This is a genomic window from Geovibrio thiophilus (genome assembly GCF_004087915.1).
Lineage (GTDB): Bacteria > Chrysiogenota > Deferribacteres > Deferribacterales > Geovibrionaceae > Geovibrio > Geovibrio thiophilus.
The window spans coordinates 1664195-1681611 of sequence record NZ_CP035108.1 but is presented as its reverse complement, the minus strand read 5'-3'; the positions used below and the strand labels follow the sequence as shown (position 1 = coordinate 1681611).

Sequence of the window (17417 nt, the reverse complement as noted above, 5' to 3'; positions counted from 1 at the left end):
AATGACCCTATTTCGACAGTTACAGATTTTTGTGACAATAATGCTGCTGGCGGTTCTGGGTATTGTTCTGCAAATCAATTTTAACGATACCAAGGAATACGTGCGCAATCAGTTATACACAAACGCTAAGAATACTGCCAACTCCCTGTCTCTCTCCATGAGTCCGTTTATGGATGACCTTTCCATAATGCAGACCATGATAAACGCCATGTTTGACGGCGGTTATTTTGAGGAGATCACCCTGATAAAGCAGGACGGCACTATTGCATACTCTAAGAGCGAGAATATAGCTGTGGAGGGTGTTCCGCAGCTTTTTATTGATATGGTTAAGCTTGAGGCTCCGGTGGCTGAGGCCGCTGTATCCGGCGGATGGAATATATACGGAACGCTTAAGGTTAAGGTGCATCTGGGGCATTCGTACCTGCGTCTGTGGGAAACATTCAAACAGCTTTGCATATGGTTTGTTGTTCTGGGAGGGCTTGCTTCTCTTGCCAGTTATTTTATTCTCAAGCTTATTCTTTTCTCCCTTGATGCCATAAAAGCTCAGGCAGAGGCTGTGGGGAACAACGAATTTATAATCAATGAGCGTGTGCCGAAAACTCCTGAACTCAGGCAGGTCGTGCTTGCCATAAACGCAATGGTTCAGAAAGTGCAGACAATATACAACCGTGAAGTCGAGACGCTTCAGAAGTATCAGGAACTTCAGTACAGAGACGCCCAGACCGGACTTTTCAACCGTAAATATTTCATAAAGCAGTTCAGCAACTTCATAGCATCCAACGATGAGCGTTCTAAAGGAGAGGTTATACTTTTCTCCTTTGAAGGACTTGAAAAAGTACACCAGATTTCCGGCTTTCAGGTGGTGCAGCAGCTTTATGATTTCACCTCCGCCACAATGAAGGAATGCACGTCAGGCAAGCTTTACTCCTTTGTCTCCTGCCTGAATTCAAACGATTTTGTTATAACAATGCCTGCTTCCGATGCCGAGGAGAGCACACTCTGCACCAAGATAATCTACTCAAAGATAAAAGACTTTGTGGATGCCAACAGAGAGTTCAGCGGACACGCGGAGTTTGCGGCGGGAATAGTAAGCTACAATGAAACGGACAGCATAAGCAGCGTCCTCACTAAGGCGGATTATGCTCTCTCAGCGGCTAAAAACTCAGTCGAACCGCATTTTGATCATTTTAAAGATGATGGAACCAAGCTTATTCTCGGCAAGCTGGAGTGGAAGAAGATGATAGAATCCGCCCTGAGTGATCAGAGATTCATGCTGACCTCTCAGCCGGTTGTATCCGAAATCGGAGAGCTGCATCAGGAGATCTTCATTAATATGATAGACCTCCAAGGGCAGATACAGAGGGCAGGATACTTCATGCCGATGGTTATTAAGCTTTCGCTTGCCAATGATGTTGATCAGTATGTGCTCCGGCATGCTACTGATTTCCTTGAGAAAAATCAGAATATTACCCTTGCTGTCAATGTGTCCAACGATTTTCTCAAGGACAGGGAATCGTTTACATGGTTCCGTAAGTTCCTCTCAGCAGTCAGGCACCTCAACGAAAGACTGGTGTTTGAAATACCTGATGAAGCGATCGGCAAAAACTTTGACATATGCCTCGACTTCTCTGGTCTTCTGAAAGGTACGGGATTCAAGTTCGGCATAGACAGGTTTGTGATGAACGAAACCTCAGTCAAATACCTGCACCTGCTTAAACCCGACTACATCAAGATTGAGCAGGACTATCTGCTTGATATAGAAAACAACGGCGACGCGGGTGTGGCTCTCAACGCTTTTCTGACTATTACGGAAAGCTTGGGCATAAAACTCATCGCGACCAAGATAGAAAACGATGAACAGAAAGCAGTGCTTGAATCAAGACAGATAAAATATTTTCAGGGCAGGGGAATTGCAGATGTGTCCCCGTTGGGTGATAAGAAATGAGTGAGAAAATATCATCTGATTCTTTGATGAGTTGTTTGGTTTTACTGACCAAACTCAACGACAGACCGGCGACTATGGAAGCGCTTGCCTATGGTCTGCCGTTTGATCCTAAGAAGGAGAAGCAGTCTCTCTTTGACGTTGAGAAGTCAAAGGCTAACTTCTCACGCGCGGCTGCCAACGCAGGCTTTAAATCAACACTTGTGAAAAGAAAAATTGAGGATCTGCCCGCTGTTGTTCTTCCGGCAATATTACTGCTCGCCAACGGAAACTCATGCGTAATAACCGCCATTGACAACAAAGAGAAAAAAGCGGAAATCATTCTTCCCGACATTGATGAAACGCCTATGGAAACTGACTTTGACAAGCTCAAAGAGGAATACCTCGGCTTTGCTTTTCTTATTAAAAGAAATTATGAAGGCTACAGACCTGAGGATTCCACAGCTTCCGAGGGCGACCGTGAAAACTGGTTTTACGGAACTCTGTTTAAATTTAAGGGTATTTACGGGAATGTGCTGCTGGCAACGCTTCTCATAAATATCTTTGTGATAGCCGGTCCCATGTTCACAATGAACGTGTACGACAGGATCATCCCGCACAACGCAGTGGATACGCTCTGGGTGCTGGCTATAGGAATATCGACTATATATATCTTTGATCTCATCCTCAAGTACCTCAGAACCCAGTTTCTTGAGGTTGCGGCAAAGAAAAGTGATGTTATTCTTTCATCCATACTCTTTGAGCAGTCACTCAACCTGAAAATGAAGAATAAGCCGAGGACTGTGGGCTCTTTCGCCAACAACCTCAGAGAGTTTGACGGAATAAGGGGATTTTTTACCTCCGGTGCTGTGGTGGCTTTTATCGAGCTTCCGTTTGTGGTTATTTTCCTGCTTGTAATTTACTATATAAGCAACCTGCTTGTTCTTGTACCCCTTGCTACGATTCTGCTTATCCTGCTTTACAGCTTCTTTATGCGCAAGCCTATCAAACGCCTTGCTGACAGCACCCATGAGGCGTCAGCGCGCAAAAGCGGCATTCTGGTGGAGGCTCTTTCAAACCTTGAGACAATAAAGGCATTCAATGCCAACAGCTCCATACAGTGGCACTGGGAAGAAAGCACGGGCGATATAGCCGCAAAGGGGCTCAAGTCCAGAATACTTTCCAGCTCACTGAGCTCCGTTGCCGCTTTTCTCACTCAGTTAAGCAGTGTGGCGGTGGTCATAGTGGGCGTTTACCTGATAAAAGAGGGGGAATTGACCATGGGCGGGCTGATAGCCTCTGTCATACTCTCATCCCGCAGTATCGCACCTATGTCTCAGGTTGCGTCCCTCCTCACCGGCTATGAACAGATGAAAACAGGCTTAAGCGCTCTTAATGATTTGATGAAAAAAGAGATCGAACGCCCGGACAGGAAGCTTTTTCTCAGACGTCCTGTTTTTAAGGGAGCAATAGAGTTTAAAGGTGTTACCTTCCGTTATCCGGATGAAACCAAAAACGCTCTCACTGGCGTCAGTTTTAAGATAAACCCCAAGGAAAGGGTGGGTATAATAGGGCAGGTGGGCTCAGGGAAATCTACACTGGCGAAAATACTTATGGGATTTTATGACCCTGACGAAGGCAGTGTTTTTGTGGACGGGATAGATATAAAGCAGATTGATCCGGCTGATTTGAGGCATAATTTCAGTTATATTCCGCAGGATGTTTCACTGCTTTCCGGCTCAGTAAGAGAGAATATTACCTTCAAGGCGCCGCACGCGGAGGATCCGGAAATTCTCCGTGCCGCTCAGATAGGGTGCGTTACCAATTTCACCGACCGTCACCCCATGGGGCTTGATGTCAATGTAGGTGAAAGGGGCGGAAACCTCTCAGGCGGGCAGAGACAGTCTGTCGCCGTGGCGCGCGCTTTTCTTGTGGAGAGCCCGATTATCCTCATGGATGAGCCCACAAACTCCATGGATTATTCAACGGAGATGAAGGTTATAGCCAGTCTGAAAGGGGCTACCAAGGATAAAACCACAATTGTGATAACCCATAAACCCAGTATTCTGGAAATTGTCGACCGCATAATAGTTTTCGATAACGGAAGCATAGTCGTGGACGGCAAAAAGGAAGATGTGCTTGCAAAGCTTGGAGGTAACCGTAAATGATAAACGGCAAAAATTCCTCCGGACATAAAAACGGAAACGGTAAAAAGAGTGTTCAGGAGAGCGACATTGAGTTTATGAACAGCCTTAATGCCGCTGTTCTTCAAAAAAGCCCAATAAAGATGTCGCTGATACTTTATGTGATCGCGGCGCTCATGATAGTGCTTTTTGCATGGGCATATTTCACTGAGCTTGATGAACTCACAAGGGGGATAGGAAAGGTTATCCCCTCCCGACAGGTTCAGATCGTGCAGAACCTTGAGGGCGGTATCGTAAAAGAGCTCCTTGTGAAGGAAGGTCAGTTTGTAAAAGCCGGTCAGGTGCTTGTTGTTATAGATGATACAGGCGCAGGCAGTTCATATCAGGAAGGGCTGTCAAAACTGGGCGAACTGAAGGCGAGGGCTGTAAGACTCAGAGCCGAGGCAGGCATAGCGCCGTTTGTAATTGATGAAGAGGCTAAAAATAACTATCCTCAGCTTATTATGGAAGAGCAAAGACTTTATGAGACAAACACAGCAAGAAAAAACAGCGAAAAGGAAGTGTTTATCCAGAGGTTCAAGCAGCGTCAGGTTGATTTGGCGAATGCCCGTCTGAGGCTGAAAAACCTTCATACCAGCAAAGGGATGACACAAAGAGAAATTGAGCTGATGGAACCTCTCTTTAAAAAAGGGCTGGTTTCCGAGCTTGAATTTATACAGCTCAGGCAGAAGGAGCTTGATAACCGCAAGGAGCTTGATGAAACAGGTAAAAGCATCGAATCTCTCGGGCATCAGGTTATTGAGGCGAAAAACGCTGTGAGTGAAATCGAAGGGCGGCAGAAAAGCGAAGCGCAGACAGAGCTTAACAAGGTTATAGCTGAGATTGAGCAGATTTCCAATACTCAGGTGGCTATTGAGGACAGAGTTAAGCGCACAATGGTACGTTCACCCGTGGACGGAACAGTGAAGCAGCTTTTAATCAATACTGTGGGCGGTATCGCCAAGCCCGGGATGGACATTATCGAGATCGTTCCCAATGATGATACTCTGCTTATTGAAGCAAAAATCAAGCCCTCTGACATTGCCTTCATCTATCCCGGACAGAATGCGGTGGTCAAGCTTACAGCCTATGATTTTGCTATTTACGGCGGTCTGGAAGGGAAGGTTATCCATGTCAGTGCGGATACCATCACGGATGAAAAGGATGAGGAATTTTATCTCGTCCGTATCGAAACAGACAAGAATTACCTCGGAACGGAGGACAACAAAAAAGACATAATGGTCGGCATGACGGTTCAGGCGGACATTATTACAGGCAAGAAGACAATTATTCAGTACATCATGAAGCCGATTTTGCGGGCAAAGTATAACGCACTAAGGGAAAGATGATGAAAATAACTGTTGTAACTGACGATAACCGCTTTTTTGAATATGTTGAGTCAGCCGTGAGAATAAACGGCTGCAGTTTTGTAAGATATAACCGTGATAAGGCGGAGGATTCCGTAAAAAATGCGGATCTGGTCGTAGTGGATCTTCTCTCGTCCGATAAACAGATTCCGGTGGGCGGATGCCCCGTGACCGTTTTATCAGGTGTTCCCGGATACAGCGAAGCGGTGCGCTTTCTCCACAAAGGAGTAAAGGGTTACGGCAACAGGTTCATGAACCCCGAAAACCTGAATCAGATGATTCATACTGTTATTTCAGGGCAGATATGGCTTCCGCCCTCAATACTCAGCAGGCTGATAGCATCCGTTCCGCAAAACGGAACATCCAAGCTTGATTCAGGGTTCTTTGAGGACTTAAGCGAGAGAGAGCAGCAGGTGGCTGAGCTCATAGGACGCGGCATGAGCAATAAGGAAATAGCCGAATCAATGAGCATAACCGTCCGTACGGTGAAGGCTCATCTCTCATCCATATTCGTAAAGACCGGATGCCGAGACAGGCTGGAGGTAGCGCTCAAGCTGAAAGGGAGTATGTAACCCGATGATAACAGGCTGAATATCCAGTCCTGTTTGATGCACTGGTTTGCAGCTTGCAGTATAGTCATCGCGAACCCCGCAAGAGTGAAGCAATCTTTCGTATATTCAGAGACTGCGGCGTCGCTGCGCTCCTCGCAGTGACGCAAACCGCGGTCATTATCAACGAATGTGACGCAATCTCAAAGCCTTAAGCCGCTAAAATAAAAAAATCCCCCTCTGTCCCTCTTTAATAAAGGGGGAAGTTATTGCAGATAAAGCAAAACACCCTCCTTTAGCAAAGGAGGGTCGGGGAGGATTTACTTGGATATTTATTTAATATACTTTATAAAAAATCCCCCGTAGAGCTTTCACAGCCTGCGGGGGATTTTTTTGTGCTTATCGCAACACCGCGCCGGACTCGCCGGACACGGTGTTTATTGTGGTTTACGTGTTATCCGCCTATTTCGGTACCGTCATCAGTGAAAGTGACTTTGATATGAGTATCTGTCACTTCAAAGCTTACGTTGCCTTCAAAGCTGATGTTGGCGCTGCCGTCATTAACTACCAGATTATCGCCGTCCACTGCGAACGCGCCGTCTGAGTTATCGATGGTTACAAAGTCGCCTTCGTTTCCTCTGATAACCAGAGCATTGTCTTCATCTGTAATGCTCAGCACATCCTGAAGAGTAAGGTTATTCAGGGTGTTGTCGCCGTCTGTAAGGTCTATTTCTTCAATATTCCTTACAACATCAGCTATGTTGCTGAAATCAAGCTCGCCGCCGCCGATTATGAGAGTATCGTAGCCTGCGCCTGCGTCTATGAGGTCAGCAGTCGGGTCGAATGTGATAGTATCCGCGCCGTCAGTACCATAAATCTCATGAAGAGCTTCGCTGCCTATGCTTATCACGAGTTGAGCAGTGTCGCTGTCGCCGTCAGGCTGAGTGAGTTTGTACTCAAAAGTTTCGCTCTGACCGGCGCCGTCTGCGTCAGCAGGGGTGTAGGAGTATGAACCGTCTGCCTTTATTACCAGCGTTCCGTAATCTCCTGCAATTGTGGTTCCCGCCGCATCGGGTGCGACATAATCGGTTCCGTTAAATACGGTGAATGCAGCGCCTTCGGAGCCCATATCATCCACAGCGCCCCACTGGTCGTCACTGTCGAGGTAGTTGTTGGCATCCGTAAGAACATTGCCTTCTGCCGCAACAGCTTCAAGGTAAGTATACCCTGCTGTCACAACAGCAAGCACTATACTGCTTACAGTCACTTTAAGGTCTGTTCCGCTGCCTCTGTCATCAGTGTAGAATACGAGTCTGTATTTTCCTGATGAGAGGTTGTCGATGGTAACAGTTCCGTTTCCGTTAACTTTGACAGTGCCGTCTTCAACATCGTCCCAGTTGCTGCTGTAGTCATAGGAACCTGAACCGTCGTATTTCTGAAGCGTCCACTCAAAAGTATCATTCTGGTTATTGACGTTCTCAACCAGATAGTTGAAGCTTACTTCAGCAGTCTGACCGCTTCCTACTGAAACATCAAACCTATCGCTTGTGGCATCATCATCGTCTGTGAGGACTTTGGTTGAGTTGCTGCCGAATTTTATATCGGTTTCGTTAACAATCTCATCCACTGTCACTTCGTTTATTATTGCGTGGTTAGCGTTGTCAGCCGCGAAAACTTCGCTTCTGTCCTCAGTTGTGAGGGTAAGCGTAGCTTCGGATGTTTCGCCGTCAGCATCCTGAATAACATATTTGATTTCGGCAGTTGCGTCTTCTGCGACATCCGCTCCGGAAGTATATTCATACTTGCCGTCACTGTAGATTGTTACCTTGCCTGCTTCGCCGAGGTCAAAGGTATGCTGGGTTGTTGAGGAATCGAACTCCACTGTCACTCCGTTGTACTCAACAGATACAAGCTGGGGAGTCCCTGCTCCGTCATCACCGAAGTCATCGTTATCAAGCAGATTGCCCTCAACAGAGTTGAGTTCAACAGTGCCCTCAAGTATAGCTGAGAGCTGATTTTCATTTGTAACCGGTATCACGTTACCGCTGTGGTCACCATCCGGATCGCTTGTCCATGCAACAGTTTCAAGATTTGTTGTGCTTACGCCGGAACCTACTCCCACTGCAAAAACTTCATCAATGTCTGAACTGTTGAGGAAGTTAGTCCATGTTTCGCGTTCACCGTTGCTTATAGTGTTCTGGTTGCTTCCGTCGCTTCCCATCGGCTCACCGTCTGAGAGGAAGTAAACATAAGTTTTATCAGCCTCAGGAGCATCGGTGTAGGAGGTTCTCACAACCTCTATAGCATGGTCATAGTCGGTATAGTTCTTCGTTGTCAGACCGTTTATAGCAGTTTGAGCCTGATCTCCGGTAAGCCATTTTTCGCCGTCTATTGTGTAAAGAGTTGCTTTGTCATTAAAGTCAACGAGCATTACACTGCCGAGAGAATCGCCGTATTTGTCGATAAGGTTGTTAAGAGCCGCTTTAGCGATTTCAAGTCTTGTCTTGCCACCGACCATATCATTCATGCTTGTTGAAGTATCAAGCACAAGGACAAGGTTCACAGTGCCGGAGGTAGAAACGCCTTCCTCAAGACCGGCAAAGTCATCCTGAGCCACGGGAACATCATTTGTGTCATTCACTGTGATGCTTACAGTGTATGAGTTTGTTCCGCCGTTGCCGTCGTCAACAGTGTATTCAAAGCTGTCTTCACCGCTGAAATCATCGTTCGGCGTGTAGGTATATGAACCGTCCTCGTTGATTTCCACTGTACCGTTTCCGGCAGGTGTTTTAAGCGAGTAGGAAACATCATCACCGTCCGCGTCAAACGCTTCGGGGAGTGCGCCTTCAAAAACGTCGCCTTCGTCAAGGGATATTTCATCATCCGCTGCCACGGGCGCGTCGTTAACAGGTGAAACCACAAGGTAAACCGTTGCTGTGTCTTCTCCGCCGTTGCCGTCCGAAATGGTGTATTCAAACTGAGCGGGACCGTTGTAGTCAGCGTCAGGAGTGAATGTCACGCTTCCGTCATCGTTGAGAACAACTTCTCCGTTAACCGCGCTGCCAACACCGATTATAGTGAGGTCATCGCCGTCTACGTCAAAGTCGTTGTCAAGCAGGTCAGACGCATCGAAATCGATGGCTGTGTCTTCATCAGTCACGTATGTGCCTTCGTTGGTCAGAAGGGTGTATGTAAGTCCGCCGTCATCACTTATTGAAGGCTGGAACACATATTCGCCGCCCTGATCCCACCAGTACATATCAATGTCGTACCATCCGCTTTCTTCAATTGTGAAGGAATCGTGTACGTGGGTTGCGGGTGACTGGTTGTTTTCAAACTTCGCTACGCTTTCGCCGTCTATGAGTATGTCATAGCCGTCATCAGCGTAAACCTTGAAGTTGTAAGTGCCCGCTTCTATATACACTTTACCGCTGACATGGAAGCCGCCTTCATCAGAGTTTACGACCTGCCCGCCGTTATAGCTGAGAGAATCGCCGTCCTGATTGAGGAATCCTGCAAGGTTATTGCCCTGAGAAACACTTCCCGTGCCGTAGCCGTACCAGATTTTTGTGGCGTCAAATGATGCCACTGGATCGGTGGTATCGACTATGTGTTTAAATTCGTTCAGGTTATCTATCAGATAGCCATTGTCATTGTTGTATGTGCTGCCGTTCAAACCGTTAAACTCTGTGCTCACAGCATAGTAGTTACCTGCAAGGCTTGTGAAGCTGAAGTTCGGTCTGCCGTCATCAGTGGCTACAGGAGCATCATTCACAGGTGTAACATTGATGTTAACCGTAGCTGTGCTTGTTTCACCGTCCGGATCGGCAATTGTGTAAGTGAAGCTGTCTTCACCGTTGTAGTTGTCATCGGGAACATAAGTGAATGTTCCGTCCTGATTGAGCGTAACCGTACCGTGAGCGGGCTGAGTAAACTCATCGATGGATATATCATCGCCGTCCACATCATAGTCGTTGCCGAGAACGCCGAAGGTTTTAGAACCGTCTTCCTCTACTTCGATAGAATCATCAACTGCAACGGGCGCATCGTTAACAGGAACAACTTTGACAACTGTAACAGCGGTATTGCTGTTCGCGTCACCGTCATTTACTGTTACTTCAACATAACGGTCATCTGTTGCGGGGTTTTCGCTTTCGCTTGCGAAACCGATTGCCTTGATCGCTTCCTGATAGTCTGCCAGTGTGGCGGAGCCTGTCAGAGTGACAGTTGTGCCGTCGGAGCTGATTTCATAATCGATTCCTGAGGGGAGGGTACCCACTGAAAGGAAATCGCCTTCAAACGCGTTGGTAAGCCTGATAACTGCGCTTTCGATATTGGTATCGTCCACATCTGTTATCTCAACTGTTTCGCTCGCGATAGAAACAGGCTCAGCGTTTTCAACGTAAGTTGTTTCATAGCCTGTGCCTTCGCTGAAGGATGCCGCTGTCAGTGTGAGCACCACGTCATTGAAGTCCTCGTCGGTCTGGTCTTCAAATTCTATTGTGCTTGTACCGTCACCATTGTCAGTAATGCTGACATACTGGAGACCTTCGGGGTTCTTACCGTCTTCGCTGTAGTAAACCGGTTTGGAAGACTCTTCACCGTTGATGAGGAGCTTGCCGTTTTCGTCAAAGCTGAGGACAGTGCTTCCATCCACGATGGACGCGCCGTCAGCAATGATGAAGAACTGAATGTTACCGGGCAGACTGTCCATAGAGAATATCTCGCCGAAATCAGTGTTCTGAGAACCGTCGAGTATTATCTGCGGATCAACGGGGTCGCCGTTTTCATCCAGCCAGTAAACGCCGATAGCGTTATCAAATCCTGCGCTCTGAGAGTCGTAGGTGATGGTTGTTTTGGCTGTGTCTGCTTCAAGATCTATTACGGGCGCGTCATTAGTGCCTTTGATCTTGATTGTGATGTAGCCTTCGTCAGATTCGGCGTTAACTGAGCCTGAGTCGTCTGTGGCAGTGAAGGGTATTTTGAGTACAAGAATTTCTCCTTTTGCCAGACTGTCATACGCAGAGTCTGCCGGGTCAAATGACCAAGTGCCGTCTGAATTGAATGTGAAGCCTGCGGGCGCATCGTCAACAAGAGCGAAGGTATGCGTATCGCCGCTGTCAATGTCGTGAGCCTGAACCTGTCCGCTGATTTCGTTTCCGCCTTCGTAAACAGTTTTAAATACGTCTTTAACGCAAGGCTGATCGTTTGTTCCCGTCACTGTGATTGTGATTGTCCCTGTCTCGGAAATGGAGTTGAGGGAGAATGAATCATCAACAGCAACATATTTCACTGTGAGGGTTATCTCTTCGCCTTCTCTCAGACTTTCATACGCAGGGTTGGAAGGATTGAAGCTGTATTCGCCGTTGGGCAGCAGTATAAAGCCTGCTGGCAGTTTGCTTGCGGGCAGGAAGATATGGTTGTCGCCTTCGTCCACATCCGTCACATCAAGCTGACCGGTGTATTTTGCGCCGTTTTCGTATACGCCGAACTCAACATCTTCAACTTCGGGTCTGTCGTTTGTGCCTATAACCTTGATGGTTATCATGCCTTCTTCTGATTCGGCATTGAGGGCGCCGGAATCATCTGTGGCAGTGTATGGGATCTTAAGCACAAGTACATCGCCTTTTGCGAGGCTGTCGTAAGCATCGTTATCAGGGTCGAAAGACCATGAGCCGTCTGAGTTCAGAGTGAAGCCGTCGGGAGCATCATCCACAAGAGCGAAAGTATGTGTATCACCCGTATCAACATCTGTTACCTCAAGCTGTCCGTCAATAACTCTTCCGTCTTCAAATACGACTTTGGAAACATCTTCGACTTCGGGCTGATCGTTAGTGCCTGTAATGGTGACAGTTACGGTTTTCGTAACAGTGCCGTCAAAAGAGGTTACTTCAAACGTATCGGTAACTTTAGCGCCTGCGGGAAGTGCCTGAACAACTGCGTTATCGTTATCGAGTTCATATGTCCAGTTACCGTTTGCGTCTATGTTGAATTTACCGTAAGTGCCTTCTTCATCAGAAACGGGTATGACTGAGCTTTCACCTGTATCAATATCCAGAACAAAAACTCTGCCGGAAGTGCCGAGTTTGACATCCTCAACAGCCGTTCCTTTAAAATCGCCTATCATAAGGGGAACATCGTTTGTTCCGACTATGGTAACGGTTACCGTCTCAGTGGCAGTACCGTCAAAGGACTCAACAGTGAATTCTTCCGTGAGTGTTGCTCCTGCGGGAAGGCTCTGTACAGAGGGGTGCAGGTTGAGCGCTGTATATTTCCAGTTCCCGTCTTCGTCCATTACGAACGCGCCGTATTTTCCGACCTGCTGAGAGGACTTGAAGGAGCTTTCGCCTGTGTCTACATCGACTATATCAAGCTTTCCGTTGGTGCTGAGAAACAGGAAGTTACTGTCTTCAGTCACTGTGCCGCTATCCTGACCACTGATAATCGGTACATCGTTAGTACCGGTTATGGTTACGGTCACTTCATGAGTGGCGGAACCGTCTATTGAGGTTACTGTAAATGTTTCAGTGAGTGTTGCTCCCTCTGGAAGTGACTGAATGGCTGCGCTGCCGTTAGCCGCTGTGTAAGTCCATACGCCGAGCGGTCCGACAGTGAATGTGCCATAGTCGCCGCTGACTATTTCAGGTTTGAAGAAGTCCTGAAGAAGATCGGCGTCGTCAATAGCGAGCATTCCGCCTGTGATAAGCCTGCCGAAGAAAACATCCTGATCTTCGGTTACATAGCCTTCGTCCTTGCCGCTTATAACAGGCACATCATTAGTGCCTACTATGGTTACAGTCACTTTCTGGGTAGCTGTGCCGTCAAGGGAAACTACCGTAAAGGTTTCTTTCAGCTTTGCGCCTTCGGGGAGATACTGAACCGCGTCATTATTGAGGTCATAAACCCAGTTGCCGTTCTCGTCTACACTGAATGTGCCGTATCTGCCCGCTGTGTCTTCCTGAGCGCGGAAATAGCTTTCGCCTTCATCTATGTCTTCGATGTCAAGCTTGCCGGAAGTGAAGAGAACTTCACCGTCTTCGTAAACTGTGCCTTTTTTATCGCCGGATATTTCGGGAACATCATTTGTTCCGGTGATTGTAACAACAACCGTTTCAGAAGCAGTGCCGTCAAGTGACAGAACCTCAAACTCCTCCGTGAGCGTTGCGCCTGCGGGGAGTGACTGAACAGCCTGATTATTAAGCTCGTATGTCCAGCTGCCGTTTTCATCCATTACGAATGAACCGTACTGACCGGACTGCTGAGATGGCTGGAAGAAGCTTTCGCCCGTGTCAACATCAGCTATATCAAGCTTGCCTGCCGCAGTGAGAGTAACATCTTCAACCAAATCGCCTGAGTTATCGCCGCTTATAACGGGTACATCGTTAGTGCCTGTGATTGTGACAGTCACTGTTTCTGTAGCTGTACCGTCAAATGAGTAAACAACGAAAGATTCTGTAAGAGTTGCCTCAGCGGGCAGTGCCTGAACATCGCTGTTTTCGTTATTGAGCGTGTATGTCCAGTTGCCGTTTTCATCCATTGCGAATGAGCCGTATATGCCTGTCTGCTCTGAGGGCTCGAATGAGCTTTCACCTTCATCCGCATCGGCTATATCAAGCTTGCCCGTGGTGAAAAGGACTTCACCGTCTTCAACGACATCACCGGATGCCTCTCCGGTTATAACGGGAACATCGTTAGTGCCTGTGATTGTAATAGTCACTGTCTCTGTTGCTGTGCCGTCAAAGGATATTACTTCAAATGTTTCAGTGCGTGTCACACCTTCGGGGAGAAACTGAACAGCTTCGTTATTGAGGGTGTAAGTCCAGTTGCCGTTTTCATCCATTGCGAATGAGCCGTATTCTCCTGCCTGCTCAGCGGGCTGGAATGAGCTTTCGCCTGTGTCCACATCAACTATATCGAGCTTACCGGAAGTGAAAAGGACTTCGCCGTCTTCAACAACATCGCCGGATGCAACGCCTGTTATTACAGGTACATCATTTGTGCCTGTGATTGTGATTGTCACTGTCTCTGTTGCTGTGCCGTCAAAGGATATTACTTCAAATGTTTCCGTGAGTGTCACACCGGCGGGCAGTGCCTGAACAGCACCGTTTTCGTTGTTGAGCTGATAAGTCCAGTTGCCGTTCTCATCCATTGCGAATGAGCCGTAGCTGCCTTCCTGCTCGGTAGGCTGGAATGAGCTTTCGCCTTCATCCACATCAACTATATCAAGCTTGCCGGAAGTTAAAAGGGTTTCGCCGTCTTCAACAACATTACCTGTTGCTTCGCCTGTTATCACAGGTACATCGTTAGTGCCTGTTATTGTGATAGTCACTGTCTCAGTTGCTGTGCCGTCAAGGGAGACAACTTCAAAAGATTCCGTAAGTGTGGCGCCTTCGGGGAGGGACTGTACAACGTCATTGTTGAGGGTGTATGTCCAGTTGCCGTTTGCGTCAAGCACGAATGAGCCATACTCGCCTGTAAGCTCGGAAGGGCGGAAAAAGCTTTCGCCTTCGTCTATGTCTTCTATAGTCACCTGACCGCTTACAGATGTGGTTACGTCTTCGACAACATCGCCTTCATCGCCTGTGAGCACGGGTACATCGTTAACAGGATTAACAATTATATCAACTGTGTAAGTGACTGTTCCGCCGTTTCCGTCATCAATTACATAAGTGAAACTGTCGGGACCGTTGTAGTTGGGGTTGGGGGTGTAGGTGTAGGAGCCGTCTGGATTGATAACGAGTATACCGTTAACAGGGGGAGTTCCCACAGCATAGATTACGTTATCGCCGTCAGTGTCCGTAGCAGCGGGAAGCTGACCGGTGAACACACCGTCTTCATCCATAATTATTGCATCGTCAGCCGCAACAGGGTCTGCGTTGCCTGCGCCGTCTTCATCAGGGGCATCAGGTCCGCCTTCATCATCCGCAGCATCAAGAAGGTATGTGCCAACCTGACCTTCGGTGTCATCACCGCCATAGTAGGATGCGAGGAACTGAAACTGGTCTTCCTCACCTGCGGCTGTTTCTTCTTCAATCTCATCAATGTTTTCGCCTGCTTCAAGTGCAGCCTGAAGAGCCTCAACATCTGAAACTGACGCGTCATCGCCTTCAACAGAGGCTATAACTGTTTCGTCAAGCATCATCTCAGCATTTTCACCGAGTGATATTTCCTTGTTGTCAGCAAGCACGATAACTACCGCGCCGCCGATTCCCGTCTGGATGATTTCGTTTTCAAAAACTATGTCACCCACGCCGAGTGAGCGGACCTGACCGTCTGCGCTCTGCGCCGTTACCGTTCCGCTGATTGATTTAATTGTTCCTGCCTGAGCCATAAAATACCTCTTCGGTTTTTATTGATAATCAATGTTAAATCAGAAAATCAACAGGAACATCGTACCATGGTACAGGTGCGTAAAATATTTTGAAAAAAGTTTTCAGTAAGCGGATAAATCGCTGATATGAGAGGCAAATAAAAAAAGATAAAAATTGAGTTATTTGGGGAGAAAGAAATTAAAAAATGGGCGGTATGGGAGTCGAACCCATCACCTCAGGCTTCGGAGGCCTGCACTCTATCCTGATGAGCTAACCGCCCTTTTTCAAAAGAACCGTACTATATTCATCATGCAGATTCAAGTCAAGGACTTTGAACCCCTGCCTTTCGTAGCAAACCCTTACATCATAATTATATTCAATGGGAATGCCGGAGAGCAGGGCGATTCCTTCGTCTGTTAAAATATCAGCTATATAAGAACAGAGTGCAATGAGAATATCCTGATATATATTCGCCGCCACAACGTCAAAGCAGCCGCGCACGGCATCATTATACCCGCATATAACATAATTGTTCGTCACGCCGTTAAGCTCATTGCAGAAGAGGGCGGTTTCGCATGCGGCGAAGCTGGGGTCAAACCCGATGCACATTTCAGCGCCGAGCATACAGGCGGCGATACCCAATATTCCCGTGCCGCAGCCCACGTCCAGAACCCGTTTGCCCGCCAAGTCCATTTTTTGGAGATGTTTCAGGCAGGCGAGGGTGGTTTCGTGTTCTCCGCTGCCGAATGCTCCCTGACGTATGCGCATGGTCTTGCCGCCTTTCAGCGGGATGTCGTATATCTTCCTTTCATACATCGGTTATTTATCCTGTTAAGTTCTGCTTTATTCAGTGATAGCATGATCAAACAACGAACACAAGCTCAGACAAATAATAGTGTTCTAAAGTCCGAAATACTCTTTAACTGTTGACAAAAGGGAGTTCTGATAATATTTCATTTACTACCATATTCCTTGAGGTGCAATAATGGCGCAATTACAGAAAAAAGACGCTTACAACGTGGCCATTGCCGGTGCGACCGGCGCCGTCGGAGAAACCTTTCTCCAGATTCTCGAAGAGAGAAACTTCCCCATAGCAGAACTCAGACTTCTTGCTTCCAAACGCTCAGTTGGAAAGACGCTTAAGTTCAAGGGTAAGGATTACACGGTGCAGGAACTCACGCATGACAGCTTCAAGGATATAGACATTGCCCTGTTTTCAGCAGGCGGCGGCAGAAGCCTTGAGTTTGCCCCCTCCGCGGTTAAAGCGGGCGCAGTTGTTGTGGATAACAGCTCAGCGTACAGAATGGACGACGAGGTGCCTCTTGTAGTGCCCGAAGTCAACCCGCAGGACGCTTTCAAACATAAAGGCATAATAGCCAACCCCAACTGCACCACAATCATTATGGTTGTGGCGCTCCAGCCTCTTCATGCCTACTCCAGAATAAAGAAAGTGGTGGTTTCATCCTACCAGTCTTCCTCCGGCGCAGGCGCACAGGCTATGCAGGAGCTTATGGATCAGACCAAGGCATGGGCGGAAGGAAAAGAGATTAAGGCTGAAAAATTTGCCAACCAGCTTCTTTTCAACGTTTTCCCCCACATCGACAGCTTCACTGCCAACGGCTACACCAAAGAAGAGATGAAGATGTTCAACGAAACAAGAAAAATCATGGGTGATAAAGACATTAAAGTCAGCGCCACATGTGTTCGTGTTCCCGTTCTCTCCGCTCACTCCGAGGCTGTTACTGTTGAAACGGAAAAAGAGATTACTCCCGAGCTTGCCCGTGAGCTTTTCAGCAAGGCGCCCGGACTGATAGTTAAGGATAATCCCGAAAAGAGCGAATACCCCATGCCCCTCTATGTTGCAGGGCAGGATGACTGCTACGTGGGCAGAATCAGAAAGGATATATCCGCAGACAACACACTCAGCTTCTGGGTTGTGGGCGATCAGCTCAGAAAAGGTGCTGCCACAAACGCAGTACAGATTGCAGAACTTTTAATTAAGTAGTATAGTAAATTTTACGGCGGGAAGCCGTGTGCACGGCTTCCCCTGTTTTGATTTAAAAGCTTAGAATTTATTTTGAACGGAG

General features: G+C 47.6%; 7 protein-coding genes and 1 tRNA gene. 5 read left to right on the top strand and 3 right to left on the bottom strand.

Translation table 11 applies throughout. The features are described from left to right. Position 1 precedes the first annotated feature (1 nt). The 4 genes from EP073_RS07930 to EP073_RS07915 are packed head-to-tail and all read left to right on the top strand — an operon-like array spanning position 2 to position 6043. Positions 2 to 1945, top strand: coding sequence for a bifunctional diguanylate cyclase/phosphodiesterase (locus EP073_RS07930; RefSeq protein ID WP_128466617.1), 1944 nt, complete (start codon positions 2 to 4; stop codon positions 1943 to 1945). Further along, on the top strand, positions 1942 to 4089 hold the full coding sequence (locus EP073_RS07925; RefSeq protein ID WP_128466616.1) for a type I secretion system permease/ATPase: 2148 nt from the start codon (positions 1942 to 1944) through the stop codon (positions 4087 to 4089). The genes EP073_RS07930 and EP073_RS07925 overlap by 4 nt, the downstream gene beginning before the upstream one ends. Next, entirely contained in the window at positions 4086 to 5453 is a 1368-nt protein-coding gene (locus EP073_RS07920) for an HlyD family type I secretion periplasmic adaptor subunit (protein ID WP_128466615.1), read from the top strand. Before EP073_RS07925 ends, EP073_RS07920 begins: the two co-directional genes overlap by 4 nt. Next, entirely contained in the window at positions 5450 to 6043 is a 594-nt protein-coding gene (locus tag EP073_RS07915; RefSeq protein WP_128466614.1) for a response regulator transcription factor, read from the top strand. The genes EP073_RS07920 and EP073_RS07915 overlap by 4 nt, the downstream gene beginning before the upstream one ends. A 430-nt stretch (positions 6044 to 6473) precedes the next feature. Here EP073_RS07915 and EP073_RS07910 read toward each other — a convergent pair whose 3' ends face one another. The 3 genes from EP073_RS07910 to EP073_RS07900 form a co-directional block, all read right to left on the bottom strand. After that, positions 6474 to 15350 carry a retention module-containing protein gene (locus EP073_RS07910; protein WP_128466613.1) on the bottom strand — a complete coding sequence of 2959 codons (8877 nt, stop codon included), beginning with the start codon at positions 15348 to 15350 and terminating at the stop codon, positions 6474 to 6476. Positions 15351 to 15536: 186 nt separating this feature from the next. Continuing rightward, positions 15537 to 15610 (bottom strand) — tRNA-Arg (locus EP073_RS07905). Beyond that, positions 15601 to 16146, bottom strand: a complete 546-nt coding sequence (locus tag EP073_RS07900; RefSeq protein WP_128466612.1) for a 50S ribosomal protein L11 methyltransferase — start codon at positions 16144 to 16146, stop codon at positions 15601 to 15603. Before EP073_RS07900 ends, EP073_RS07905 begins: the two co-directional genes overlap by 10 nt. Positions 16147 to 16315: 169 nt before the next feature. On the opposite strand from EP073_RS07900, the gene EP073_RS07895 reads away from it, so the two are divergent. Then, positions 16316 to 17335 (top strand): aspartate-semialdehyde dehydrogenase, encoded by a 1020-nt coding sequence (locus EP073_RS07895; protein ID WP_128466611.1) that lies wholly within the window; start codon positions 16316 to 16318, stop codon positions 17333 to 17335. Positions 17336 to 17417: the final 82 nt, after the last annotated feature.